This is a genomic window from Pseudoalteromonas sp. SD03 (assembly GCF_040937955.1).
GTDB lineage: Bacteria > Pseudomonadota > Gammaproteobacteria > Enterobacterales > Alteromonadaceae > Pseudoalteromonas > Pseudoalteromonas tetraodonis.
The window spans coordinates 3309989-3332475 of record NZ_CP162514.1 but is presented as its reverse complement, the minus strand read 5'-3'; the positions used below and the strand labels follow the sequence as shown (position 1 = coordinate 3332475).

20 protein-coding genes are annotated in these 22487 nt (G+C 40.6%); 11 read left to right on the top strand and 9 right to left on the bottom strand.

Annotation, left to right across the window (positions count from 1 at the left end; genetic code table 11):
- Positions 1-46: 46 nt before the first annotated feature.
- The 4 genes from ABZP26_RS15550 to ABZP26_RS15535 all read left to right on the top strand — a co-directional run bounded on the left by ABZP26_RS15550 (position 47) and on the right by ABZP26_RS15535 (position 5287).
- Positions 47-2746 (top strand): methyl-accepting chemotaxis protein, encoded by a 2700-nt coding sequence (locus tag ABZP26_RS15550; protein ID WP_033102771.1) that lies wholly within the window; start codon positions 47-49, stop codon positions 2744-2746.
- 69 nt (positions 2747-2815) lie between these two features.
- Positions 2816-3646 carry a protein-glutamate O-methyltransferase CheR gene (locus ABZP26_RS15545; RefSeq protein WP_013466126.1) on the top strand — a complete coding sequence of 277 codons (831 nt, stop codon included), beginning with the start codon at positions 2816-2818 and terminating at the stop codon, positions 3644-3646.
- Positions 3630-4247, top strand: a complete 618-nt coding sequence (gene cheD, locus ABZP26_RS15540; RefSeq protein ID WP_013466125.1) for a chemoreceptor glutamine deamidase CheD — start codon at positions 3630-3632, stop codon at positions 4245-4247. Before ABZP26_RS15545 ends, cheD begins: the two co-directional genes overlap by 17 nt.
- 8 nt (positions 4248-4255) lie before the next feature.
- A complete protein-coding gene (locus tag ABZP26_RS15535) occupies positions 4256-5287 on the top strand; it encodes a chemotaxis response regulator protein-glutamate methylesterase (RefSeq protein WP_028834833.1) in 1032 nt (343 codons plus the stop codon).
- Positions 5288-5290: 3 nt separating this feature from the next.
- On the opposite strand, the gene ABZP26_RS15530 is transcribed toward ABZP26_RS15535, so the two are convergent.
- A complete protein-coding gene (locus ABZP26_RS15530; protein WP_033102770.1) occupies positions 5291-6316 on the bottom strand; it encodes a polysaccharide deacetylase family protein in 1026 nt (341 codons plus the stop codon).
- Here ABZP26_RS15530 and dinF point away from each other — a divergent pair.
- Positions 6296-7630 carry an MATE family efflux transporter DinF gene (gene dinF / locus ABZP26_RS15525; protein WP_368485134.1) on the top strand — a complete coding sequence of 445 codons (1335 nt, stop codon included), beginning with the start codon at positions 6296-6298 and terminating at the stop codon, positions 7628-7630. The genes ABZP26_RS15530 and dinF overlap by 21 nt on opposite strands.
- Positions 7631-7634: 4 nt before the next feature.
- On the opposite strand, the gene ABZP26_RS15520 is transcribed toward dinF, so the two are convergent.
- On the bottom strand, positions 7635-7904 hold the full coding sequence (locus tag ABZP26_RS15520; RefSeq protein ID WP_016900082.1) for a hypothetical protein: 270 nt from the start codon (positions 7902-7904) through the stop codon (positions 7635-7637).
- 13 nt (positions 7905-7917) lie between these two features.
- Positions 7918-8493, bottom strand: a complete 576-nt coding sequence (nfuA, locus tag ABZP26_RS15515; RefSeq protein WP_013466120.1) for a Fe-S biogenesis protein NfuA — start codon at positions 8491-8493, stop codon at positions 7918-7920.
- A 146-nt stretch (positions 8494-8639) separates the two neighbouring features.
- Here nfuA and ABZP26_RS15510 point away from each other — a divergent pair, with 146 nt between their 5' ends.
- Positions 8640-11189 carry a M14 metallopeptidase family protein gene (locus tag ABZP26_RS15510; protein WP_368485133.1) on the top strand — a complete coding sequence of 850 codons (2550 nt, stop codon included), beginning with the start codon at positions 8640-8642 and terminating at the stop codon, positions 11187-11189.
- Positions 11190-11191: 2 nt separating this feature from the next.
- On the opposite strand, the gene ABZP26_RS15505 is transcribed toward ABZP26_RS15510, so the two are convergent.
- The gene (locus ABZP26_RS15505; protein ID WP_013466118.1) at positions 11192-11869 is read right to left on the bottom strand and encodes a ComF family protein; all 678 of its coding nucleotides are present in this window, start codon (positions 11867-11869) and stop codon (positions 11192-11194) included.
- Between the two features lie 74 nt (positions 11870-11943).
- On the opposite strand from ABZP26_RS15505, the gene bioH reads away from it, so the two are divergent.
- The 3 genes from bioH to ABZP26_RS15490 all read left to right on the top strand — a co-directional run bounded on the left by bioH (position 11944) and on the right by ABZP26_RS15490 (position 13946).
- A complete protein-coding gene (gene bioH / locus ABZP26_RS15500; RefSeq protein WP_028834837.1) occupies positions 11944-12681 on the top strand; it encodes a pimeloyl-ACP methyl ester esterase BioH in 738 nt (245 codons plus the stop codon).
- A 92-nt stretch (positions 12682-12773) separates the two neighbouring features.
- Entirely contained in the window at positions 12774-13082 is a 309-nt protein-coding gene (locus tag ABZP26_RS15495; RefSeq protein WP_008112879.1) for a hypothetical protein, read from the top strand.
- A gap of 6 nt (positions 13083-13088) precedes the next feature.
- Complete coding sequence (locus ABZP26_RS15490; RefSeq protein WP_013466116.1) at positions 13089-13946, top strand: putative metalloprotease CJM1_0395 family protein; 858 nt, start codon at positions 13089-13091, stop codon at positions 13944-13946.
- A gap of 66 nt (positions 13947-14012) precedes the next feature.
- Here ABZP26_RS15490 and ABZP26_RS15485 read toward each other — a convergent pair whose 3' ends face one another.
- The 4 genes from ABZP26_RS15485 to greB all read right to left on the bottom strand — a co-directional run bounded on the left by ABZP26_RS15485 (position 14013) and on the right by greB (position 18043).
- Positions 14013-16337, bottom strand: coding sequence for a Tex family protein (locus ABZP26_RS15485; protein ID WP_013466115.1), 2325 nt, complete (start codon positions 16335-16337; stop codon positions 14013-14015).
- Positions 16338-16505: 168 nt separating this feature from the next.
- Complete coding sequence (locus ABZP26_RS15480) at positions 16506-17084, bottom strand: CBS domain-containing protein (RefSeq protein WP_013466114.1); 579 nt, start codon at positions 17082-17084, stop codon at positions 16506-16508.
- A 55-nt stretch (positions 17085-17139) separates the two neighbouring features.
- Complete coding sequence (locus ABZP26_RS15475) at positions 17140-17445, bottom strand: hypothetical protein (protein WP_024602195.1); 306 nt, start codon at positions 17443-17445, stop codon at positions 17140-17142.
- A 124-nt stretch (positions 17446-17569) separates the two neighbouring features.
- Positions 17570-18043: a transcription elongation factor GreB gene (gene greB, locus ABZP26_RS15470; protein ID WP_024602196.1), complete on the bottom strand. Its 474-nt coding sequence runs from the start codon at positions 18041-18043 to the stop codon at positions 17570-17572.
- Positions 18044-18226: 183 nt separating this feature from the next.
- On the opposite strand from greB, the gene ompR reads away from it, so the two are divergent.
- Both ompR and envZ read left to right on the top strand, forming a co-directional pair.
- A complete protein-coding gene (gene ompR / locus ABZP26_RS15465; protein WP_016899332.1) occupies positions 18227-18946 on the top strand; it encodes a two-component system response regulator OmpR in 720 nt (239 codons plus the stop codon).
- Between the two features lie 5 nt (positions 18947-18951).
- Entirely contained in the window at positions 18952-20265 is a 1314-nt protein-coding gene (gene envZ, locus ABZP26_RS15460; protein ID WP_016899331.1) for a two-component system sensor histidine kinase EnvZ, read from the top strand.
- A 41-nt stretch (positions 20266-20306) separates the two neighbouring features.
- Here the strand turns inward: envZ and ABZP26_RS15455 are convergent, their stop codons facing one another.
- Entirely contained in the window at positions 20307-22349 is a 2043-nt protein-coding gene (locus ABZP26_RS15455) for a glycoside hydrolase family 97 protein (protein WP_016899330.1), read from the bottom strand.
- Positions 22350-22487 lie beyond the last annotated feature (138 nt).

Sequence of the window (22487 nt, the reverse complement as noted above, 5' to 3'; positions counted from 1 at the left end):
GTAATAGTAACTAAATAAAGCAAATAACTTAAAGGTGGTGATAAGCATGGGATGGTTTAGTAATTCAAAACAGTCTAAATCAAGCAATGATTTGATTATAAATGCATTGCATAAATCATTAGCAATAATTGAATTTGAGCCTAATGGAAGAATCATTACTGCCAATGTTAATTTTCTTCGTGTAATGGGCTACTCACTCGCTGAGATTCAAGGCCAGCACCATTCTTTATTTGTAAGCCCTAGCGAAACGCAAAGTGATGAATATCGTCAATTTTGGCAGCGTTTGAACGCGGGTGAATTTATTTCAGATGAATTTAAGCGTATTGGAAAAAATGGCAAAGAAGTCTGGATCCAAGCAACATACAATCCTGTTATAGACTCGCAAGGGCAAGTACTTAAAGTCGTTAAATTTGCAACAGACATTACTGAGCAAAAGTTAAAAGCGGTTGAAGCTGCAGGCCAAATTACCGCAATCAGTAAGTCACAAGCGGTTATTGAGTTTAATTTAGATGGAACCATTATTGGCGCTAATGATAATTTTTTAAAAACATTTGGTTATCAGGCAAATGAAATACAAGGGCAGCATCATAGATTGTTTGTTACTTCTGAATATGCAAATAGCCAAGAATATCAAGCGTTTTGGGATAAACTTGGGCGTGGCGAGTATGACAGTGGTGAGTATTTAAGAATAGGTAAACAAGGCGAGGAAATTTGGATATATGCCTCTTATAATCCTATTTACGATATGAATGGTAAGCCATTTAAAGTGATTAAGTACGCCACCGATATCACAGCGCAAAAAGAGCTAGAAAAAACCTCTAAAAAAGCGGCCGACTTGGCTAACGCATTAAAAGTATGCCAAGCAAGTGTGATGATTGCTGATAAAAATTTAAACATTATTTTTGTGAATGACTGCATCAAGCAAATGTTTAAAGCACGTGAAAAAGAGTTGCAAACTGTTTTACCTAGTTTTTCAGTCGCTGGGTTAATGGATATCCGTGTTGATGAGTTTCATCAGGAACTAGCTAATCAGCAAGAGCGACTAAAAAACTTAGATGCTCCTTATAAAACTACGTTGAATTTAGCTGGTCTTATTTTTGACATCATTGCTTCTCCTTGGACTAATCAAGATGGCAAGTGCTTAGGTACTATTGTTGAATGGCAAGATATTACTGATGAGGTGTCTAAAGCGGATGCTGAACGTGCTAGAGCGCAAGAAAACTTACGTGTTCGCCAAGCATTAGATACCGTGGCAACCAATACCATGATTGCTGATGCCTCGAATGTCATTGTGTATATGAATAGCGCAGTGAGAAATATGATGAGTGTTGCGCAAAATGATATACGCACTGACTTACCTAACTTTGATAGCAAGAACTTACTTAATCAAAGTATTGATATATTTCATAAAAATCCAGCCCATCAGCAAAATATGTTGGCTAAGTTAACGGATACTTACAGTACAGAAATTAAAGTGGGCGGCAGAACCTTTGGTTTAGTGGCAAACCCTATAATCACCACAGACAATGAGCGTATTGGGACGGTAGTTGAGTGGGAAGACAGAACCGCAGAAGTTGCTATTGAAAAAGAAATTGCTCAATTAGTCGGCGCAGCAAGCAAAGGTGATTTAAATGCACGAGTAGCTGAGCAAGGTAAAGATGGCTTTTTCTTACGTTTAGCTCAGGGTCTTAATAGTTTAGTTAAAGTGGTTGACGATGCGGTAACTGATACTGGCAATATGCTCGATGCCATGGCCACTGGTGATTTATCTAAACGGATTGAAAAAGAATACCAAGGCTCGTTTGAAAAACTTAAAACAGATGCAAATGCGACAGCAGATAAACTAACTGAGGTTATTAACCGAATTAATACATCAGCCACTTTGGTGGCCAGTGGAGCTGAAGAAATTTCACAAGGCAATGCTGATTTAAGCCAGCGCACAGAAGAGCAAGCGTCATCGTTAGAGGAAACGGCCTCTAGCATGGAAGAAATGACCAGTACAGTTCGCCAAAACGCCGATAATGCTAAAGTGGCAAATGACTTAGCTGAAGAAACCTGTGATAAGGCGATTCAGGGTGGAGAAGTGGTTAATAAAGCGGTAACCAGCATGTCTGCGATTAATGAATCGAGTAAGAAAATTGCCGACATCATTGGAGTGATAGACGAAATAGCATTCCAAACCAATTTGCTTGCACTTAATGCTGCCGTAGAGGCTGCTAGAGCCGGTGAGCAAGGCCGAGGTTTTGCGGTTGTTGCAGGTGAAGTACGTAACTTAGCGCAGCGCTCGGCAGGTGCAGCGAAAGAAATTAAAGAGCTAATTAGAGACAGTGTTGGCAAAGTTGCTGACGGTAGCGCGCTTGTGAATGAGTCAGGTGTGACGTTACAAGAGATTGTGGTATCGGTGAAACGCGTAACGCAAATGATAGCCGATATTACCCAAGCCTCTGAAGAGCAAAGTGCAGGTATTGAGCAAGTAAATAAAGCTGTATCGCAAATGGATGAAATGACCCAGCAAAATGCGGCATTAGTTGAACAAGCATCGGCTGCAGGTGAATCAATGGCGGAACAAGCCAATGAAATGCGCCATTTACTGCACTTTTTCTCATTAGGCCAGCAAGATATGGCAGTGGTATCGCCTGTTATTCGCACACCTGAAATATCTCATCAGCAACAAAATAGCTTCGTTAGTAATAAAAGCAAAGGTGAAAATTTTGTAGACTCGGCTGAAGAGTGGGAGGAGTTTTAAACTCACTTTAGTTAGGTTCACCTGCAATGTATGCGTGAACCTCGCTTTATTTTTAAATGAGAGCAAATAATGAAAGAGTTTTTATTAACGGATAGTGATTTTAAGGAAGTGGCTCATTTAGTTTATAACGCCTGCGGTATTGTACTAGGAGAGCATAAGCGAGAGATGGTCTACTCACGCTTGGCAAGACGAATTCGTGAGCGAAAATTAACAAACTTTTCAAGCTACCTCGATTACTTAAAAAATCATAAAGATCAGGAGTTTGATGCATTTATCAATGCCATTACCACTAATCTAACCTCTTTTTTTCGTGAAATGCATCACTTTGAGTTTATAAAAGATCAGTTAATACCAACCCTGTTAAAGACAAATAAACAGACTAAGCGCATTCGAATTTGGTCTGCAGGCTGCTCTACCGGTGAAGAGCCCTATAGTTTAGCAATGACGCTGCAAGGAGCTTTTCCAAGTGATTGGGATGTGAAGATATTAGCCACTGATCTTGACTCTAATGTACTGGCGAAGGCGCAAAGTGGTATTTATACCGCAGCGAACGTAAATGGTCTTGATGATGCTTTACTAAAACGCTGGTTTTTAACCAGTAAAGATGGGCAAAGTTATAAGGTTAAACCTAAGCTGCAGCAATGTATTTCATTTAAGCGTTTAAACTTATTACAAGACTGGCCAATGAAAGGCTCGTTTGACCTGATTTTGTGCCGAAATGTAGTGATTTACTTTGATAAAGAGACAAAGGATCAGCTTTTTAACCGTTATGCCGATATTCTTAATGACCAAGGTTATTTATTTTTAGGGCACTCAGAAACCATGGGTAAAGAGCATGTTTTATTTAAAAACTTAGGGAAAACCATGTATCAAAAAGTAGCCCATGCACACGCAATTTAAGCCAGTATTAGCGGGTTTTGAGCATATTAAACGCTATTGGGACGCCTCGCGAGATCGTGTGGTCGCTAAGGTATTACCAGGTGAGTTTTATGTTTCTAAAAATGATGAGCTAATCACCACCGTCCTAGGATCGTGTATTGCTGCCTGTATTTACGACGATAAGCTAGGCATAGGCGGGATTAACCACTTTATGCTACCAATTCAAAAAGGTGAGCGAATTGAGCAAGCGCATAGTTTAAGTTGTCGTTACGGTAATTGGGCTATGGAATATTTAATTAATGAAGTGCTTAAAAATGGCGCATCCCGGGCAAACTTAAAAGTAAAACTGTTTGGGGGAGGCAAAATAATTAGCGCCATGACAGATATTGGTATTGGCAATATCAGTTTTGCCAATGCATATATAGCAGAAGAAGCGCTAAATTTAGTGGCGCATGATATGGGCGGGCCTTGGCCACGAAAAATATTTTTTAATCCTCATAATGGAAAAGTACAAGTTAAAAAGCTACGTAACTTACACAATAATACGATTGAAAAACGTGAAGTGCGTTACTTACATAATCTTGAACAACAAACAAAAGCCACTGATATAGAGCTGTTTTAAGGATGGCTATGATTAAAGTATTAATAATTGATGACTCGGCACTGATCAGACAATTGCTGACAGAGATACTGCAACAGGCAAAAGATATTGTGGTAGTAGGGGGGGCACAAGACCCATACGAAGCCCGAGAGATGATCAAAAAATATAATCCGGATGTACTAACGTTGGATGTTGAAATGCCAAAAATGGACGGCATTAGTTTTTTAAAAAACCTGATGCGCTTACGTCCTATGCCGGTTGTGATGATTTCTACACTCACACAAAAAGGTTCACCCATTACGCTTGAAGCGCTTGAGATTGGTGCAGTTGACTTTATTGCTAAGCCAACAGTTAATGTTAAGGAGCAAATGAGTCAATATGCTGATATTGTTCAGCAAAAAGTCAGAGTGGCAGCCAGTGCACGGGTTCGAGGCTATAAAAAAAATAGTGCTGTAGCAGAACCCATCCCCACTAATGCCGAATTTTTAGTAAATAAAGTGATTGCGATTGGTGCGTCAACCGGAGGCACGGAGGCGATAAAAGAAGTACTTATACGCATGCCAAAAAACTGCCCACCCATTGTAATAACGCAGCATATTCCTCCTGTATTTAGTACCTCATTTGCAGAGCGAATGCAGCGCACTTGTACCATTAACGTAAAAGAGGCACAACAAGGCGATAAGCTGGTAGCAGGATGCGCTTATATAGCTCCCGGCGGGCTACATTTACGCATTAGCAAACAAGGTAGTGCATTATATTGTCAGCTTGATGATGGTGAACCTGTAAATAGGCATAAGCCCGCAGTAGATGTACTGTTTAACTCATTACTTGAAATTGGTGCTAAGTATATTGTTGCCACACTATTAACCGGTATGGGAAGTGATGGCGCGAAAGGTTTACTGGCGTTAAAACAACAAGGGGCTTATACATTGGCACAAGATGAGTTTTCGTCTGTGGTATGGGGAATGCCCAAGGCTGCTATTGATATCGGGGCTGCAAATGAGGTCGTACCGCTGGATAAAATGACCCAGCGGTTATTAAATCAAGTGATTAAAAAATAGAATTTAATTGATCACCCAAGGCTGTGAAAACCAATAATAACTGCCTGCTTTTTTTATTGATGGGGCGGTGCAGTTAAAGCGAGAGCGTCCTTTATTAAGCTGCTTTGGCGAGGTCACCTCAACCGTATTATCGTTTAACCAATTTAAATTAGCTTGTCCAATGCTTGATACATAACAGGCAAATTGGCTTTTATGAAAGTCATCAGTCTCTAGATTTATAGTTAACGACGGTGGATTTTGTGTGGTTACACTATCTTTATAGGTTAGTTTATTAATAGTAAAAGCAGTTGAATTGAGCTTGGTAATTAACGTATCTAATTTGCTATAAAAACCAGATGCGGGAAAACGTGGTAAACGGCTAAAATTAGAATGTTGATTAACTGCACCAGAGTGCTGACCAATGCCAATAAAGCCTAGTTCAGTAACGAGAGCTTGTAACTGATTGTTAAACTCTCCGTATGGATAGGCAAGGTATTTATAATCGTGGCCTATTTCTTCTTTAATACGCTGCTGTGAACTAAGAATGTCGTTTTTAGTGCGTTCACGCCATTGGCTTTGTGTTTCATTTTCGCGCTTTTTATGCAGATAGTTATGCTCGGCACTATGGTTGGCAATAAGGGCGCCTTTTTTTGCAAGCTCTCTGAGCTTATCCCATCCCATCACATAACCCGCTTGTTCATCAATGAGTTTTGGGTTTACAAAAATAGTGTACGGATAGCCAAATTTCTCAAGAATAGGCGCAGCTTGTTCGTAGTTATTGTTATATCCATCATCAAAAGTAATCGCGAGCGTTTTATCGTCTAAAGCCTTACCTTGTTTTAATGCGCTAATCAGCTCATTTAGTGGAATAACGTTAAAGTTATGCTCTTTTAAATAATTTAAGTGTTTAGTAAAAGTGTTGGCGCTTACACTGGTCACCGCGGGAAGGGTTTCACTGACGTGATGATACTGTAGAATAACAGCTGCTTGCGCACGTAAAGAACCACAAATCAGGAACAATAATACTAAATGAAACAATTTCTTATACATAATAAAGCACACCATAAAAGCTTGTTGTTGTTAGCCGGTCCAATGATATTATCAAATATTACTGTGCCGTTGTTAGGAATTGTTGATACGGCAGTGATTGGTCACCTGGGGAGTGCGCATTATTTAGCGGGAATTGCCTTAGGTTCTACCGTGATCTCCATTTTATTTTGGCTTGCTGGTTTTTTAAGAATGAGCACCACTGGGCTGGTGGCACAGGCTTACGGTAAAAATGATTTAACTCAGTTGGCAGCTTTACTCAAACGCAGTTTGTTATTGGCCAGCAGCGTAGCTTTAATTCTGATTTTATTATCCCCCCTTATAAAACACGCCATTGCTTATTTATCTGCTGCCAATAGTGATGTGCTCAATGAGGCCTATCGGTATTTTAGTATTCGTATTTTTAGTGCCCCTGCTGCTCTATGTAACTTAGTTTTATTAGGCTGGATGCTCGGCGTTCATTATGGGCGAGGGCCATTTTATTTATTGTTAGTCACTAATATTACCAATATTGTACTCGACATTTATTTTGTAGTTTATCTTGATTGGGCGGTTGCAGGGGCGGCTTGGGCATCATTAATAGCGGATTACACGGCTTTAATTTTTGCTTTGCTGTTAGTGGTTCAGCTAGCTAAAAAACAGGGCATAAGTTTAGCGGTTGCAAATTGGTTTAGCATAGAAAAAATGGCAGGATTATTAAGTTTAAATCGCGATATTTTTATTCGCTCTTTAGTATTGCAGTTATGTTTTAGCTTTATGACCTTTTATGCTGCACGTATAGGTGAAACTACATTGGCAGCCAATGCGGTACTACTCAACTTTTTAATGTTGGTCAGCTTTGCGCTTGATGGAATTGCTTATGCGAGCGAGGCCAAAGTAGGCCAAGCGAAAGGTCAAAAAAGTGTTGAAAAGATAAGGCTATGGGTAAAAATAAGCGTATTTTGGGGCATGTTGTTTGGCATTTTGTATAGTGTATTTTTTATATTATTTGGCAGCTCTATTATAAAGCTGTTGACTAATGTACCTGAGGTTATTGAAGAAGCTACTCATTACTTACCGTGGGTAATTGTGCTGCCAATTTTAGCGATGAGTTGTTTTTTGTTTGATGGTATATTCGTTGGTTTAACACGTGCTAAAGCAATGCGAAATAGTATGCTGTTATCGGCGACAATAGGTTTTTTTGGGGTGTTTTGGCTATTTAAGGAATGGCAAAATAATGGCTTATGGTTGGCAATGAGTTGCTTTATGCTAATGCGGGGTGTAACACTTATAATTAAATATCAGCAGCTAAAAACTAATAATCAATTACTTGATTAAACCGTTATTTCCACAGATCGGGGTCGTTATTTTTGGCAGGGATGTTTTTCAATACTTGCGAAAAACGATTGGCAAAAATACCCGCGTAGCCCCAGAATGCAAAAAACAATGCCGGCGCTAAAATTACTATGCCAATGACTTGTAAACTATAATGACTGTAATAACCCAAAGTGATAAATATCACGGCCAGCACAAACAGTGCTAGGCCGCGAAAAAAGCGCTTTAGACTCAACTTAGGGTCGCTCCCTAAGCGGTAAATGAGTGGCTTTAGCATAGTGGGTTAATACTTAGTAATAAGAGTGCTCGCCAGCTTCGTGATCGGTTATGTCAGCCACACCGGTGATCTCATCAAACTTAGCAATCATTTCTTTTTCAATGCCTTCTTTTAGTGTGACATCAATCATAGAGCAACCATTACAACCACCACCAAATTGAAGCACAGCAATACCAGCAGCGGTGATCTCTACTAAGCTTACTTGGCCGCCATGATTTGCAAGTTGTGGGTTAACTTCTGTTTCTAACATGTGTTGAACGCGTTCATTTAGGCTTGCGTCTTCACCTAGCTTACGTGCTTTAGCATTAGGCGCTTTTAGAGTTAGCTGCGTGCCCATTTTGTCAGTAACAAAATCAATTTCAGCTTCGGCTAAAAAAGGCGCGCTTTCGGCATCAACAACAGCGTCAAAACCGTTAAAGTTTAGGCGAATATCGCTCTCTTCTACCGCGTCTTCTGGACAATAAGAAACACCACATTCAGCTTGTGATGTACCAGGATTAACAACAAACACACGAATATTCGTTTGTTGAGATTGATCTGCTAATAGCTTAGCAAAATGCGCTTGCGCTGTTTCGGAAATTGAAATCATAAAACCGTCTATACTTGACTAAATTACTCGGATACTGCATATCATACTCCGCTCATCGTGTTGCGGCTAGTGTTGAACGTAAAAAGTTGGCATCTATTTTAAGCAATGGTAGCGTGCAATTAACAAACATTTTTAGAGTGATTTATATGCGGTTTATATTAACAGTAATGGTGATACTAGCCAGTTTTTCAAGTGTGGCAAAGCCCCTGTCGTATTATTTTGAGCAACAGGTTGAATTTGATCCCAGCATTCCAACACCTGAAAAAGTACTTGGTTATCAAGTGGGTGAATGGCATGTAAGGCATGATCAGCTTGTACGCTATATGGAAATTTTAGCTCAAAAAAGCGATCGAGTTAATTTTGAAGTAATAGGTCGTACCCACGAGCAGCGCCCACTAGTTATGCTCACTATTACCGCAGCTAACAAACTAAAAAATATAGAGCAAACTCGCCAAGCACATTTAGCTCGCCTAAATAACTCAAATAATAAAGTAGCAGAGCAGCCAAGCGTTGTGTGGATGGGGTATAGCGTTCATGGTAACGAATCGTCAGGGAGTAATGCTGCCTTGCTAGTGGCTTATTATTTAGCAGCCGCGCAAGGTGATGAAATGAATAACTTACTAAATAACACCGTTATTTTACTCGACCCAGCACTTAACCCAGACGGCTTAGCACGTTTTGCTAATTGGGCTAATAGTAATCGTGGAATGAACTTATCGTCAGACCCGCAAACGCGTGAGCATGTAGAGAGCTGGCCAAGTAGCCGTACTAATCATTACTGGTTTGATTTAAATCGTGATTGGCTTTTACTGCAGCACCCTGAGTCGCGAGCGCGTATAGCCAAGTTTCATTATTGGAAACCTAATATTTTAACTGACTTTCATGAAATGGGACCAAACAATAGCTATTTTTTCCAGCCAGGGATCCCTAGTCGTAAACACCCCATTACCCCTGAAGAAAATGTGAGCCTAACCAAAGCAATTGCAAATTATCATGCAAAAACTTTAGATGAAAACAACGCACTGTATTTTACAGAAGAAAGCTTTGATGACTTTTATTATGGCAAAGGTTCAACTTACCCTGATGTAAATGGTGGTGTCGGTATTTTATTTGAACAAGCAAGTTCTCGCGGTCATATTCAAGACACTATTAATGGCCCATTGACGTTTGCATTCACTATTAAGAATCAGTTATTAACCAGCTTATCTACGTTTAAAGCAGCGATTGATAACCGCCAAGCTTTACTTGAGTATCAGGCTAACTTTTATAACAAAGCGGTTGAGCTTGCCAAAGATGAAGACTATCAAGGCTATATTGTTCAAGGTGGTGAAGACAAAACACGTACTAACGACTTTTTAAGCATACTTAAACAGCACCAAATTAATGCTTATCCAGTTAAAGAGGGACTAAAAGCTGAAGGTAAAAACTTTACCGCTAATAGCTATTTTGTGCCGCTTGCGCAACCACAATACCGATTAGTTAAAGCTATTTTTAGTGAACAACAAAACTTTGCCGATAACACTTTTTACGATGTATCAGGTTGGACATTAGCGCATGCGTTTAATTTACCATTTGCTAAAGTAAAAAGCCGCTGGGGATTAGAGGTTGATACTACGGCTTGGCAAAAAGCAAAACAGCCTGTTTTAACGCCGCTAACTAAAAACTATGCCTACGGATTTGCTTGGGACGACATGCTTGCCCCAAAAATGCTCAATAGTTTATTACAGCAAGGCATTAAAGCGCGTGTTGCATTAAAGCCATTAACCGCAACATCAACGAGTAATGAGATAAATTTTGATGCTGGCAGTATTATTATCCCTGCAGGACTGCAAACAGAGACTGATTGGGTGGCAAAGCTAAATCAAGCACAAAGCCAATTTGATATTGAAATTAAGCCAATTACCACAGGCTTAACCAGTAAAGGTGCCGACTTAGGCTCGCGCTCTATGGCGGTTGTTTCTGCGCCTAAGGTGTTATTAGTTGGCGGTAAAGGGGTTAGCCAATATGAAGCAGGTGAAGTGTGGTATTACCTAGATCGCTTTGTAGGCGTAGCGCCTACCATTGTTGAAATGAACCGTTTAGCGTCTTTAGAGCTCAGTAATTACAGCCATATTGTTTTGGCGCATGGCGATTATTCGACGTTATCTGATACCGACAAAGTGGCAATTAAAAGCTGGGTGAGAAAAGGCGGCGTTATTTGGGGTCATAAAGGCGGGGCAAAGTTCTTAGCTGATCAGCAGTTATTAAAAGCAAACTACTTATCACGTAAAGATGTTGCCAGCGCATTTGATACTCAAGGTTTAAAATATGCAGACAAAGACCATCTAGCGGGTCGCCAGCGTATTGCAGGCGCTATATTTAATACTGATGTAGATACTACGCACCCACTGACGTTTTCATTTAAGCGTGACACTCTGCCAGTATTTAAAAACAGTACCTGGTTACTTGAAGCCTCGCAAGCGCCGTTTGTAAATATACTCACCTATACACAACAGCCGTTACTTGCTGGTTTTACTGATGCAGTTAATGTAGAGCAAGTGGCCGGCGGTGCTGCGCTAATGGCTCACTCTTATGGTCGAGGTAGTGTGATTGCGATGACAGACAACCCTGTATTTAGAGGTTACTGGTATGGCACCAGCCGATTATTAAGTAACGCTTTATTTTTCGGGCATACCTTTCGCGTCAGTGGTAACTAAATCTAAAGTGGCGTTAAACAGGTCGTAAATGCCCAGACTTGTTTAGCGCCCGCTTCTTTTAGCGACAAGGTGGCTGCATTGAGTGTTGCACCGGTGGTCATAATATCATCAATAATGACCACCGTTTTACCCTCTAAATTGGCAGTACATGAAAAAGCCTGCTGTAAATTTTTTATCCGCTTTGTTTTGCTCAGTTGTGACTGTGCCGAGGTGTTTTTATTGCGTATTAAAACATTATTCAAGACCTTAAAGGATGACAAACAAGGCTGCCATACTTGGGTAACCTGATTAAATCCTCGACTAAAAAAACGCGACTTGTGCAAAGGTAAAATAATAAATACAGCAGCAGCTAAATGCTGTTTATTAGTAAAAATAGTAAGTTGTTTTTTGATGACTTGCTGCAGTGCTTTTTTGTAATGAATTTGATTATTAAATTTGAGTTGTTTTAGCCATAAATCAAAAGGGGGTTGATAAAAAGCGCAGGCAAATAGTTTCTCAAAGCTGCAGTTAGGAAACATTTCTACAATATCTGGGCGGTAAAATAAATTGTCATACTCAGACAAATCTAGCAAAGGCAGGTCATCTAAACAAAACTGACATAGTCCCAGTGAGCTGTGTATCTGATTCTGGCACAACACGCAATACGAGGGAAAAAGCCAATCAGTTAGGCTAAGTTTCATTCGCTGATTCTCCTCATTACAAACTCCCCCTAAAACGCTATCATAGATTTAAGTTTGGTTAAGGTTAGGCAAATATGCAAAATGAATTTGTGTTGTTGCATGGTTGGGGAATGAACCAAGGCGTGTGGCAGTTAATAAAACCAGAATTAGAATTTTTATATTCTGGTAAGGTACGTAGTTTAGACTTACCTGGTTACGGTGCTCATGATGTCTCTTTGGAACCGTATACTTTACATGATGCAGCTCAGCTGGTGAGTCAGCAATTAAAACCACAATCTGTTTTGATGGGATGGTCTTTAGGCGGTTTGTTTGCCATTTATATTGCCAAACATTGGCCAGAAAAAGTGTCAAAAGTTATTTTAGTTGCCTCCACTCCTTTTTTTGTAGAGCAATTGCCCTGGGAAGGTATTAAACCTAAAGTGCTCACACAGTTTAAAGAACAGCTATTGCAAGAGCGTTCAAAAACGATAGAGCGCTTTTTGGCGATTCAAGCGATGGGCAGTGAGTCGGCGCGAGATGATGTAAAACAGCTAAAACAACTATTGAGTCAGTCACCGCCGCCGAGTAATCAAGCATTAAGTGTGGGGTTAGATATACTGCAAAGTGAAGACTTACGTGAATTATTTTCTCACTGTCCCGTCGCGATTAGTGGAATTTTTGGGCGTTTAGACTCTCTCGTTCCTTATCGAGCAATTGAAAAAATGGTCGCACTTAATTCTGACTTTGAGTACGAAGTAATAGACAAAGCATCACATGCGCCATTTATTTCTCATAAAAACGAATTTTTATCTGCCGTTAAATCAATGCTTTGAAGCAAAGCCATGAATACAGCGGTTTAAAGCTTTATTTTGCGTGATTTTTGAGCGATAATTAAACAATATTTATTTGCTGGAGGTTTATTATTATGCCGATTGGATCTGTATTTAATAGCGGTGTTGAAGGGTTTAATAGAGCCAGCCAAGGTATTGAAAAGGCCAGCGCTGAGATTAACCGTGCCAGCATAGAGCAGCAAGATGATTCTCAATTAGCGCAGCAACGTCAATTAACGGCTGCTCGCCCTGAAGAAGCCGTAACCGCGCCGGTATCCCAACCTGCACGAATTGATGATGCATTAGTAAACTTAAAAGTTGAAGAGTTTAATGCCAAGGCTAACACGCAATCAATTCAAACTGCAGATGATGTACTAGGCACTTTAGTTGATATTAAAGTGTAATTCCTCATGAATATCGTCACGCCGTTTCCGTCTATCAATATAAACACTGCAAATGTTTATACGGAGACTGCTCGGCGTGACAATCAGTTACGTGAAGTCATTCCCCCAGCCGCTGCAAACACCGCCGGTAGTACTGAAAACAAAGCTCAAAGTGATGCAGAAAAAGCCAAACTACCTGGTAACAGCGATAGTTCAACTTATACTGCAAGCGGCAAAATTGCAGACAACAAAATTATTGAACAACGCGAAGGCAATGCTGATAGTGATCAAGATGATGCCGAGCAAGAAAAACAGCAAGCTGCCGAAGAAGTTAGTGAGCAAGAAGAGCTTCAACTTGAGCAAGAACAGCAACAAATTAAAGAGCTCAAAGCTCGCGATACCGAAGTGCGAACCCACGAGCAAGCGCATGCGGCTGTTGGTGGACAATATGCCGGTTCACCCAGTTACGAATACCAAAGAGGCCCCGATGGCACTAATTATGCCGTAGGTGGTGAAGTACCGATTGATGTTGGGGTTATCAATGGCGATCCGCAAGCAACCATCGATAAAATGCAAACGGTACGTGCTGCTGCACTAGCACCAGCAGAACCCTCAGGTGCCGACAGAGCGATTGCGGCAGACGCCACACAGAAAATGGCTGCCGCACAAGCTGAGTTAGCTTCAGCTGATGACGAAGACAGCAGCGAAGATAAAAGTAGAGTCAGTGCGTCGTTTTCTAATAGTGAAAGTTCAGAAGTAAAAACCGCTAAAAGCGAAGAACAATCGCGTGATATTGAAGTTGAAGCGCGTGCAGGACGCATTGCTAGCTTTTATCAACTGGCGACATCACCCGCGATTCAGAGCGAATTTTCAGCGCAAATTTAGCTTATTTAAAATGCATAAAAAAAACCGCCTAGGCGGTTTTTTTTATTTTTAAATATATCGTTTAAATTACTTTTTCACTTTTGCGTTAGCAAAGGCGTCAGCAAAGGCATTCCCCATCATCGCATTGCCTGTATCGCGTTTAGGCTTAGGCGCTCGTGCTTGGTTGGTATTATTGCTGCGAGGCTTTTGCTGTGCCGCAGCAGCTGCTTTATTGCTGGTGTCTATGTCGTCATCTAGGCGCATAGTAAAACTAATGCGTTTACGGGCAGCATCGACTTCAACCACTTTTACTTTAACAATGTCACCTGCTTTAACCACTTCGCGTGGGTCTGAAATAAACTTGTTAGTAATAGCTGAAATATGTACGAGTCCATCTTGATGAACACCCACATCAACAAATGCACCAAAATTAGCAACGTTAGAAACCACACCTTCTAAAATCATACCAGGCTTAAGGTCACTAATTTTTTCAACACCGGCTTTAAACTCCGCGGTTTTGAATTCAGGACGTGGATCGCGACCTGGTTTATCAAGCTCGCTAATAATGTCAGTCACGGTTGGTAAGCCAAATTTATCGTCAATATAGTCGTTTGCAGCGAGTTTACTTAAAAATTCACTGTTACCAATTAAGTTATTTACGTCTACCTGATTATGTTCACAAATACGCTTAACGATTGGGTATGCTTCAGGGTGAACTGATGAGTTATCTAGCGGATCGCTGCCATTATTAATGCGTAAAAACCCGGCCGCTTGTTCGAATGCTTTTGGCCCTAAGCGTTCTACTTTTTTCAATTGACTACGTTTTGTAAATGACCCATTCGTGTCACGGTAGTTTACAATGTTTTGAGCCAACGTTTTGTTTAAGCCAGAAACACGTGCAAGCAAAGGCACTGAGGCCATATTTAAATCAACCCCAACACTGTTTACACAGTCTTCTACTACAGAAATTAGGCTTTGCCCAAGTTGGCTTTGTGATACATCGTGTTGATATTGGCCTACACCGATAGACTTAGGCTCTATTTTAACTAGTTCAGCTAATGGATCTTGGAGGCGACGTGCAATAGATACTGCACCGCGTAAAGATACATCTAAATCTGGGAACTCATTAGCGGCAAATTCAGACGCAGAATACACCGAAGCGCCGGCTTCACTGACCATAATTTTATTCAGTTTAAGCTCGGCATTGGCTTTGATAAGTTCGCCAACCAGTTTATCTGATTCGCGAGAAGCAGTGCCGTTACCAATCGCAATAAGCTCAACTTTATGTTGGCGGCATAATTGCTCGAGCGTACGCAGTGATTTATCCCAATGATTTTGCGGTGCATGTGGGAAGATTGTTTGTGTAGCGAGCAGTTTTCCTGTGCTATCGACTACCGCAATTTTACAACCAGTACGCAAGCCAGGATCTAAACCAAGTGTTGTGCGAGGGCCTGCAGGCGCTGCCATTAATAAATCTTTTAAATTTTTAGCAAATACGTCAATGGCACCGGTTTCGGCTTTTTCACGCATTGCGGCTAAAAACTCGTTTTCTAAGTGTAGCCCAAGCTTAATTTTCCATGCCCACTGCACCACAGTTAATAACCATGCACTAGCAGGTTTGTTTTTAATATCTAGGCGGTAATGATCACTGATCATTTGGGCACATAACTGGGCTGGATTTTCAGCACTTGGCTCAGGGTTAATCGTTAACTGTAAAATGCCTTCATTACGTGCTCTTAGCATGGCTAATGCACGGTGCGAGGGCACTTTTTTTAACGGCTCTTGATGTTCAAAGTAGTCTCTGTATTTAGCACCTGCTTGTTCTTGCCCGTCAATTAACTTACTCTCAATCGCCCCATTTTGACTAATATGGCTTCTAAACTTAGCGAGTAATTTAGCGTCTTCAGCAAAACGCTCCATTAGAATAAATTTGGCACCATCAAGGGCTGATTTTGTATCAATAATGGCTTTATCGGCATTAATATAGTGAGCAGCTTCAGCTTCTGGGTCGAGCATTGGGTCGTTAAATAACGCATTAGCAAGAGGTTCTAAACCGGCCTCAATAGCGATTTGACCTTTAGTGCGACGCTTTGCCTTATAAGGCAAGTATAAATCTTCAAGCTCGGTTTTACTTTGCGCTGCTTTTATATCAGCTGCTAATTCCCCGGTAAGCTTATTTTGAGATTCTATCGTCGATAGAATAAAGCCACGACGCTCTTCAAGTTCACGTAAATAAGATAAACGTTGTTCTAGAAGGCGTAGTTGGGTGTCATCTAATCCACCGGTCACTTCTTTTCTGTAACGGGCAATAAAGGGGACGGTTGCGCCTTCATCAAGTAACTTTGTTGCTGCAACCACTTGTTGCTGCTGTGCATTTAGCTCAGTTGCTAAACGTGCAGAGATATCGCTCATGCAAAAACCTTTTAATACAAAAAATAAGACCAGCTAAGAAGTTAACTGATGCGTCAATGTCTTGAATAATATCACAGGGGAAGGTAATAAAAAGCTCTTAAAGCAAGCTATTTTACTTGCTTTAAGATGCCATTACTGGGGTTGGAACTATACTAATAAAAAGCTGATTTAGTGAGGGTGCTCTATACTTTCGAGTACTTCACTAAATGTGTGCGCTATTGGACTAATATGAACAGGAATTTGCAGCTTACGTGCTATATCGCGTGCTGAAATTAAACCACTTATTTCATTATTAGCCGCAGTGACTAATAAAAACATAGCGCCATGATGTTCCATAGTTTGCAGTGCATCACCAATGCATGAGTAGCTTAAGCTTTTCATACTTACACCCATTAAATTACTTAGCGGTGTCATTAAATAGCGCAAGCTAATTTCACTACGAGGCAAGCCTAAACGCTGTGCTAAAATCATGATTTTTGAGCTTTGTAAATCAGCACTCGCCACTATACCTACTAGCTTTTGCTGCTCATCAGTTACCAAAATAAAATCAGAGCGTTGAGTCGTTAACTGTTTTGACGCTTGTTCAATTGTTGTATCAAACGATGCACGCATCGGGCTTGTATCAGTAAAACTAGTCACCACTTGTGTAGCAGGTGAAGTTAAATCAATGACAGCTTCATTAGTAAATGTATTCGCAATAGTGCCATGCGAAATATCTTGGGTACGGAGTTCTTTAAAGTTAGACATAATATCCACCTAATTAGTTATAAAATTTAATAATGTTTAAAAGCAAGTTATTAAACTAAATAACGGGTGGCGCTCGCGGGTGTGCATGGCTGTAAGGTGTGACTAAAAGGCTGCTTTCATAATGAAAGTAAAACGCTAAAGGAAGTGGTTGAATTTCTCTAAGCGCAATAACACCGACATGAGAATCTATATCGGTGTCGAGGTTTGCTTGGTCAGGAGAGTCGCAAACAATAAATTCTGCAGGTGTAAAACCAGCATCAATTTGCGTATTTTTGGGTGTTGCATGCAATGTCAAACTTACACTCATAAAGAGTGTAAACAATAGGGCATTTTGTAATATGCGCGCTGTAATGTTTGACATAGTGACGACCTTAATTAACTACTCTCAAATTAATACATCATAACTTGAGTTACTTTAGTTATAGCTTACTCAGATAATATAAACAATAAAAAGTTAATATGATCTGAATCAAAACTAAGCCGTTTTATTTTTGGTAGGAAATATTATTTACATACCATTGCTTAGCACCTTGAGGGGTCATGACCTCAAAATCATCGTCTACTTGTTTTTTTAATAATGCTCGCGCCATCGGTGAGTCAATAGAAATGTAATCGTTGCGATCATAAATTTCATCGGGACCGACAATTCTAAACTTCTTACACTCCCCAGCCTCGTTTTCTATTTCAACCCAAGCACCAAAAAAAACTTTGCCGTCTTGCACGGGTGAGTAATCAACAATTTTTAAATCGGGGATGCGCTTACGTAGATAGCGCACTCGGCGGTCTATTTGGCGTAATAGACGCTTGTTATACTGATAGTCTGCATTTTCAGAGCGGTCACCAAGGCTTGCAGCCCAACTCACAATTTTAGTGACTTCTGGGCGTTTTACATTCCAAAGATGGTCATGTTCTTGCTGAAGTTGTAAATAACCTTCGCGAGTAATTAAGTTTGTTTTCACGCCGTGTTCTTGTTTAATTTTCATGTGTGGCACGGTATTAAAATAAAGGCAGCTTGTCGAGATAAAATAGCCACCAATGGGTTTGAAATGTTCAGTAACAATCTAAGCACTTAATTAGTTTTTTATTATTAAGTTTTTCATTTATATTAACTATTAATAAATTATAAAAATAAGCAACAGATTATGGGACAAGAGACAGTAAAAGTATTAGTGGTTGATGACGATAAACGTTTGCGCAGTTTGCTTGAGCGCTATTTAGTAGAGCAAGGATTTATTGTTAGAACAGCCGCAGATTCACAGCAAATGGATAGGCTTATTGAGCGTGAAAACTTTCACTTAATGGTGCTTGATTTAATGCTGCCCGGAGAAGACGGGCTCTCTATTTGCAGACGGTTACGTCAAAAAGAAAACCAAATCCCAATTGTGATGTTGACCGCTAAAGGTGATGAAGTAGACCGCATTATTGGTTTGGAGCTCGGTGCTGACGATTATATTCCTAAACCGTTTAATCCACGTGAGTTACTTGCCCGCATAAAAGCAATTTTACGTCGCCAATCAAAAGAAGTGCCAGGGGCACCTTCAGCAGAAGAGAATTTAATTGAGTTTGGTAAATTTACTTTAAATTTAGCCACACGAGAAATGAGCGAGGGGGATAATACCGTATCGCTCACAAGTGGTGAATTTGCCGTATTAAAAGCGTTGGTATCTCACCCTCGAGAGCCGTTAAGTCGTGATAAATTAATGAACTTGGCAAGAGGTCGTGATTACAGTGCGCTAGAGCGTAGTATTGATGTGCAAGTGTCACGCCTTCGCCGTATGATTGAAGTGGATGCGGCTAACCCGCGTTATATTCAAACTGTATGGGGATTAGGTTATGTGTTTGTTCCTGATGGTGAAAAGTAATAATTATGGGGATGTTTCCACGTAGTGCGTTTGGGCAAACTGTTTTTTTAGTAGCAGCTTTGTTGCTGATTAACCAAATTGTATCCTACGTCACAGTAAGTTTATATGTTGTTAAACCCACCATTGAGCAAGTTAATTTGATGCTTGCTAAGCAAATTAAAACTGTATTTATTGACTGGGAAGATGGTGTTGAAGTAACCGATGAAGTTTCAGAAAAGTTTTTTGCAATAACCGGTATTGAGGTGATGACTCAGCGTGAAGCGATGCGCAATGGCTTAGGGCAAAGTCGTGAGTATTCAGGGCTATCGCGAAGTATGTCAGAGCAGTTGAATGGGTTTTCTCGGGTACGCATTAGTCAAACCGATCCACTTATTTATTGGGTGGAAGCCCCGCAAGCACCGGGCTATTGGGTTAAAGTCCCCTTAACCGGATTTAAAGAAAGTAATCTTGAATTTTTAACTTTTTACTTATCCAGTATAGGCTTTTTAAGTGTATTAGGCGGGTGGTTATTTGCAAGGCATTTGAACCGACCATTAAAAGCACTGCAACAAGCGGCAATAAAAGTAGGCGTTGGTGATTTTAGTACTAAGTTACAAGAACAAGGCTCAAGCGAAGTTATTGAGGTAACGCGCGCTTTTAACCAAATGTCGCGAGGTATAGCAGCCCTTGAAAATGATCGTCGATTACTCATGGCCGGTGTCTCTCACGACTTACGCACACCGCTTACCCGTATTCGGTTAGCCACAGAAATGATGGTTGATGAAGATGATTATTTACGCGAAGGTATTATTTACGATATTGAAGATATGAATGGCATTATTGATCAGTTTATTGAATATTTACGCCATCATAAACGTGAAGAACAAAGCTATGAAGATATCAATGCGTTAGTAGCCGAAGTCGTACAAAGTGAATTAAAGCATCAACGTGTTATTACGTTTGAAAGCAATCCTAACCTAGGTAATATTCCCATAAGCTCAGTGGCTATTAAGCGAGTAGTGACGAATATGATTGAAAATGCACTGCGTTACTCGCAAGGGGATATTGAGGTGCAAAGTTATTTTAATAGCAATAAAAAGTACGTCATTATTGCGGTTAACGATAATGGCCCAGGTATTCCTGAGAGTGAATTAGAATCAGTGTTCGAACCATTTAAGCAAGGTGACGCTGCACGAGGCAGTGAAGGCAGTGGTTTAGGCTTAGCTATTATTAAACGCATTATAGACATGCATAATGGCAAGGTTGTGCTCTCTAATCGCCCTGAAGGTGGTTTAAGTGCGCAAATATATTTACCGGTTAAAGTGGTTAATCAAAACTAAATAAAGCTATCCGCCGTTATATGCGGATAGCTTTAACCATTTTATAGTGCTTTAAAACGAATGGCTGTACCACCACTGGTGGCCAATTTTAGTGTGAGTTTATCATTTGCGGTAACAGTGCGTTTTTCGATTTTTAAATCGTAAGGGTTGTTCTTCCACTCTGCCTTATCACCATCTTTGTAGATTTGCGCTTCAAACTGTTTATCTTTATCTAAGAAGTCGAGTTTAACCTCAATGGTGCGGGCGTTTTCATCAGTTACAGCGCCTAAGTACCAGTCATTACCAGTGTAATGATCGCGTTTACGTTCTTTTCGTGCAAATACAATAAAGTCGCCTACTTCTCCATCAAGCGCAATACTTTGTTGCCAATCGGTCGGTACGTCTTGAATAAATTGAAAAGCATCGGGCTTAGCTAAATAATTTTTAGGTAAATCAGCCGCCATTTGAATTGGGCTGTACATTACAACATAAAGTGCTAATTGCTTTGCAAGTGTTGTTTGCGGGCGATTTGTATCGCCACCTAAGCCATTAAAGCTCATATCAAAAATACCTGGCGTAAAGTCCATTGGGCCTGCCAGCATACGCGTAAAAGCAAGCATTGGAATGTGCTCTGGTGGATTGGGTGGCGTGCCCCATGCGTTAAATTCTTGGCCGCGAGCGCCTTCACGAGCAATCCAATTAGGGTAAGTACGGCGAAGGCCGGTGTCTTTTATTGGCTCATGAGTATTAATACTTATTTTATGTTTTGCAGCTAGCTTAACGTTGTATAAGTACTCATTAACCATAAATTGGCCGTCATGCCACTCAAAACGGGCAATGCCGTTTTCATCAATGCGTTTAATATTGCCACCATCGGCCACATAACCGGTTTTAATTTGGCTTACATTTGATTGCTCGTAAAGCGCAAAAGCGTCTTCCATTTGATTACGATAATTTGTTACGTTACCTGAAGTTTCATGGTGGCCAATTAACTGCACCCCTTTTTGCTTACCGTAGCGGGTAAGCTCCTCAATATCAAAGTCATCATATGCTTGGGTAAAGCTAAATACATCGCCATTAAAAAACCAGTCGCCATCCCAACCAGTGTTCCAACCTTCAACTAATACACCATCAAAGCCGTATTTTGCGGCAAAGTCCATGTAGTATTTAGTATTTTTTGTGGTAGCACCGTGTTTTTCGCCACTACCCCAAGTATTCTCATTGATGTGCATGCCCCACCAAATACCTACGTATTTGCCTGGTTTAACCCAGGACACATCACCGAGCTTATTTGGCTCATTTAGATTTAAAATAATATCTGAATTAACTAAGTCTACCGCATGTTCGCCAATTTGAATGGTGCGCCAAGGCGTATTAAATGCACCGTGCTTTTTGACTGCTATACCATCTGACCATGGCGTTAAATCGGCGCTAAAAGTGCCTGGGCGACGTTGGTTAAGCACCATGCCCGCATAATCGACTAGGGCTGCTTCATGAATACTGACATGCACGCCGTTGCCATTTTTAAAAGTAAAAGGGGTGTGAGCGAGTGCAGCATCTTGTAAGGCTGTGGTGTTGTAGACATATTCGTAACGATTCCAACCGCGAGCAGGTATCCACCATGCAGTGGCTTTATCGGCACCGGCGATGGCAAACTCGGTCAGCTCTTTAGTAATTTCTGTTTTTTCAAAACCGGCTTGTTTAGGGACTTCATAGCGAAATCCCACACCGCTATCAAAGGCTTTAAATCGCACTGTGTATGTGCCACCGTGGGGTGCGGGTTTATTAAAGGTAACGGCAATTTCATTGTGCTTGTCGACAACGGTTTGACGCTCTCCCCAAGGTTGCTGCCATTGACTATCTGTTTGTGAGCGAGTTACTTCACTAATAACAAAACCTTCATCAAATGGCGCTTGGCTTTTAAATCTAAAACCTAAATGTGACTGCGTAATAACAGGTTTACCGTTAAAGCTAATAGAATAGTAAGGAGATGAAGATTGATCAGATATGGTGATTTTAATTTTTTGATCAGGCGATTCCAGCATGGCTTCTTTTGCAAAAGCGCTGCTTGAAAGTAAAGCAACTAGCAGTAAAGGTAATCTCATTGTGTGTCCTTTATGTCAAATTGTAGACTATGAGCATAAAGTGAAGGTGGGGTTATTACGAGATGACTGCAAACGTATTCAGTGTAATTAAACACATAAAAAAGGGCTCTAGCGAGCCCTGTTTTATATTTATAACTT

Excerpts from the sequence above, each read along its gene's own strand:
- ABZP26_RS15550 (WP_033102771.1), top strand. The coding sequence starts at position 47 with ATGGGATGGTTTAGTAATTCAAAACAGTCTAAATCAAGCAATGATTTG.
- ABZP26_RS15545 (WP_013466126.1), top strand. The coding sequence starts at position 2,816 with ATGAAAGAGTTTTTATTAACGGATAGTGATTTTAAGGAAGTGGCTCAT.
- cheD (WP_013466125.1), top strand. The coding sequence starts at position 3,630 with ATGCACACGCAATTTAAGCCAGTATTAGCGGGTTTTGAGCATATTAAA.
- ABZP26_RS15535 (WP_028834833.1), top strand. The coding sequence starts at position 4,256 with ATGATTAAAGTATTAATAATTGATGACTCGGCACTGATCAGACAATTG.
- dinF (WP_368485134.1), top strand. The coding sequence starts at position 6,296 with ATGAAACAATTTCTTATACATAATAAAGCACACCATAAAAGCTTGTTG.
- ABZP26_RS15530 (WP_033102770.1), bottom strand. The coding sequence starts at position 6,316 with ATGTATAAGAAATTGTTTCATTTAGTATTATTGTTCCTGATTTGTGGT.
- ABZP26_RS15520 (WP_016900082.1), bottom strand. The coding sequence starts at position 7,904 with ATGCTAAAGCCACTCATTTACCGCTTAGGGAGCGACCCTAAGTTGAGT.
- nfuA (WP_013466120.1), bottom strand. The coding sequence starts at position 8,493 with ATGATTTCAATTTCCGAAACAGCGCAAGCGCATTTTGCTAAGCTATTA.
- ABZP26_RS15510 (WP_368485133.1), top strand. The coding sequence starts at position 8,640 with ATGCGGTTTATATTAACAGTAATGGTGATACTAGCCAGTTTTTCAAGT.
- ABZP26_RS15505 (WP_013466118.1), bottom strand. The coding sequence starts at position 11,869 with ATGAAACTTAGCCTAACTGATTGGCTTTTTCCCTCGTATTGCGTGTTG.
- bioH (WP_028834837.1), top strand. The coding sequence starts at position 11,944 with ATGCAAAATGAATTTGTGTTGTTGCATGGTTGGGGAATGAACCAAGGC.
- ABZP26_RS15495 (WP_008112879.1), top strand. The coding sequence starts at position 12,774 with ATGCCGATTGGATCTGTATTTAATAGCGGTGTTGAAGGGTTTAATAGA.
- ABZP26_RS15490 (WP_013466116.1), top strand. The coding sequence starts at position 13,089 with ATGAATATCGTCACGCCGTTTCCGTCTATCAATATAAACACTGCAAAT.
- ABZP26_RS15485 (WP_013466115.1), bottom strand. The coding sequence starts at position 16,337 with ATGAGCGATATCTCTGCACGTTTAGCAACTGAGCTAAATGCACAGCAG.
- ABZP26_RS15480 (WP_013466114.1), bottom strand. The coding sequence starts at position 17,084 with ATGTCTAACTTTAAAGAACTCCGTACCCAAGATATTTCGCATGGCACT.
- ABZP26_RS15475 (WP_024602195.1), bottom strand. The coding sequence starts at position 17,445 with ATGTCAAACATTACAGCGCGCATATTACAAAATGCCCTATTGTTTACA.
- ompR (WP_016899332.1), top strand. The coding sequence starts at position 18,227 with ATGGGACAAGAGACAGTAAAAGTATTAGTGGTTGATGACGATAAACGT.
- envZ (WP_016899331.1), top strand. The coding sequence starts at position 18,952 with ATGGGGATGTTTCCACGTAGTGCGTTTGGGCAAACTGTTTTTTTAGTA.
- ABZP26_RS15455 (WP_016899330.1), bottom strand. The coding sequence starts at position 22,349 with ATGAGATTACCTTTACTGCTAGTTGCTTTACTTTCAAGCAGCGCTTTT.